This is a genomic window from Hydrogenovibrio sp., assembly GCF_049975065.1.
Taxonomy (GTDB): domain Bacteria; phylum Pseudomonadota; class Gammaproteobacteria; order Thiomicrospirales; family Thiomicrospiraceae; genus Hydrogenovibrio.
Genome location: NZ_JBNGDN010000032.1, coordinates 1 through 2,172, shown reverse-complemented (window position 1 = coordinate 2,172; position 2,172 = coordinate 1). Strand labels below are relative to the sequence as shown.

Below are 2,172 nucleotides of genomic sequence, written 5' to 3'. Positions count from 1 at the left end.
GACTTTCTGCAGGTCAAGAAAAAGAGCGTCTTGAAAACCTTGATTGTCAAAGGCGCGACCGACGAAAACCCGGTCGTGGCGCTGGTGGTGCGTGGCGACCACGCGCTGAATGAAATCAAGGCCGAAAAACTGGATTTAGTGGCCGAGCCGCTGGAAATGGCCAGCGATGCCGAGATTCTGGACGCCGTCGGTTGCAACGCCGGTTCCATCGGGCCGGTGGGCTTGAATATTCCAGTGATTGTGGATCGCACCGCCGCCCATGCCGCTGATTTCATCTGCGGTGCCAATGAAGATGGCTTCCATTACACCGGTGCCAACTGGGATCGTAACGCCAACCCAACGCTGGTCGCCGACATCCGCAATGTCGTCAAAGGCGACCCTAGCCCCTGCGGAAAAGGCAAAATCGAAATCCGTCGCGGCATTGAAGTCGGCCACATCTTCCAATTGGGCAACAAATATTCGAAAGCCCTCAACGCCACCGTGCTGAATGAAAACAGCCGTGCGCAAGTCTTGGAAATGGGCTGCTACGGCATTGGCGTCACCCGTGTGGTCGCCGCCGCCATCGAGCAGAATCACGACGACAAAGGCATTATCTGGCCGGAAGCCATCGCACCCTTCCAAGTCTGCATTGTGCCAATGCAAATGCACAAATCGCCGCGCGTGGCGGAAGCCGCGAATCAACTCTATGACGAACTCATCGCCAAAGGCATCGAAGTGCTGTTTGACGACCGCAGCGAACGCCCGGGCGTGATGTTTAACGACATGGAACTGATCGGCATTCCGCATCGCATCGTCATCGGCGAACGCGGCCTAGACAACGGCATGATTGAATACAAACACCGCACCGATGAAAAACCCCAAGACGTTTCAGCAGATGACTTTATAGCGTTTTTAATGTCAAAATTGCGCTAATACCCTTAGCACTCACAACCTTGAGTTCAATCTTGAATTTAATCATTAACCCGTAATTCACCCTCGGATCACCGATTCATGAGTTTTACGGGTTAAGATTTTAAAGAAGCCTGCTTTTCGCAAGTTTTTTATGGTGCCTTATAAATTTTCTAAAGGGCTAACAACGCCTTTCCCGCCTTGTTTAAGCACATGTGTGTATATCATGGTCGTTTCGACATTTTTGTGTCCGAGTAACTCTTGAATGGTACGAATGTCATAACCCGATTCTAATAAATGCGTTGCAAAGCTGTGCCGAAGCGTATGAGGCGTTACTTTTTTGTGAATGTTGGCGTGGCTTGCCGCTTGTCTAATGGCTCTTTGCAATGCTTGTTCATGCATGTGGTGGCGGCGTTTCTTACCGCTTCTCGGGTCGGACGCGATATTCCGGCTCGGAAACACATATTGCCATGCAAAGGTTTTATTTGCATTTCGGTATTTTCGTTCCAAGGCATTGGGTAAATACACCTCTCCATAACCATTACTCAAGTCGATATCATGAATGCGTTTCGTTTCCGTTAATTGCGCTTGCAAAGCTTCGATGGTGCTTGGCGGCAGCATAACAACACGATCCTTATCCCCTTTACCCGCGCGCACAGTAATTGAATGATAACCAAAATCAATGTCCTGCACACGTAAACGAACCAACTCCATCAAACGTAAGCCACAACCATATAGCAACCTAGCCTGAAGCTGATAAGAAAGAGGAACATTTTCGAGTAATTGACTGACTTCAGTTTTTGTTAAAACGACAGGCAAACGCTGTGGTTTTTTCGCCCGTGTCACATTATCAACCCAAGGCGGTTCCATTTGTATAACCTCTTTATACATAAAAAGCAAAGCGGCTAATGCTTGGTTTTGTGTCGAAGAAGCCACATTTCTCTCAACCGCCAAATAAGTCAAAAATTGCTCCATTTCAAGCTTACCCATTTCAGCAGGGTGACGCTTATTATGAAAAAATATAAATTTTTTAATCCAACCTACATAAGCTTCCTCGGTGCGTAAAGAATAATGCTTAGTTCGAATGCGTTCACGCACAAGGTCTAAAAAGCGTGGTTTAGTCGCCATAATTTATGCCTCATAAAACGGTAAGGATTAGAATTAAATTCAATAATAACATACTGTTATATTAATTCAATCCACGAAAATAACAGTATAAAACATCAGATTTATGATTTGTTGACATACGTAGTGTGTTTGGTTTAGGATGTCTAATTATAGTTA

Annotated in this window: 2 protein-coding genes; one reads left to right on the top strand and one right to left on the bottom strand. The window is 46.4% G+C overall.

Annotated elements, in window-relative coordinates:
• Positions 1 to 912: proline--tRNA ligase (gene proS, locus ACP5D0_RS05485; RefSeq protein WP_472364650.1), on the top strand; the 912-nt coding region annotated here is incomplete at its 5' end.
• Between the two features lie 138 nt (positions 913 to 1,050).
• On the opposite strand, the gene ACP5D0_RS05480 is transcribed toward proS, so the two are convergent.
• Positions 1,051 to 2,016 (bottom strand): integron integrase, encoded by a 966-nt coding sequence (locus ACP5D0_RS05480; RefSeq protein ID WP_472364648.1) that lies wholly within the window; start codon positions 2,014 to 2,016, stop codon positions 1,051 to 1,053.
• Between the last annotated feature and the right edge of the window lie 156 nt (positions 2,017 to 2,172).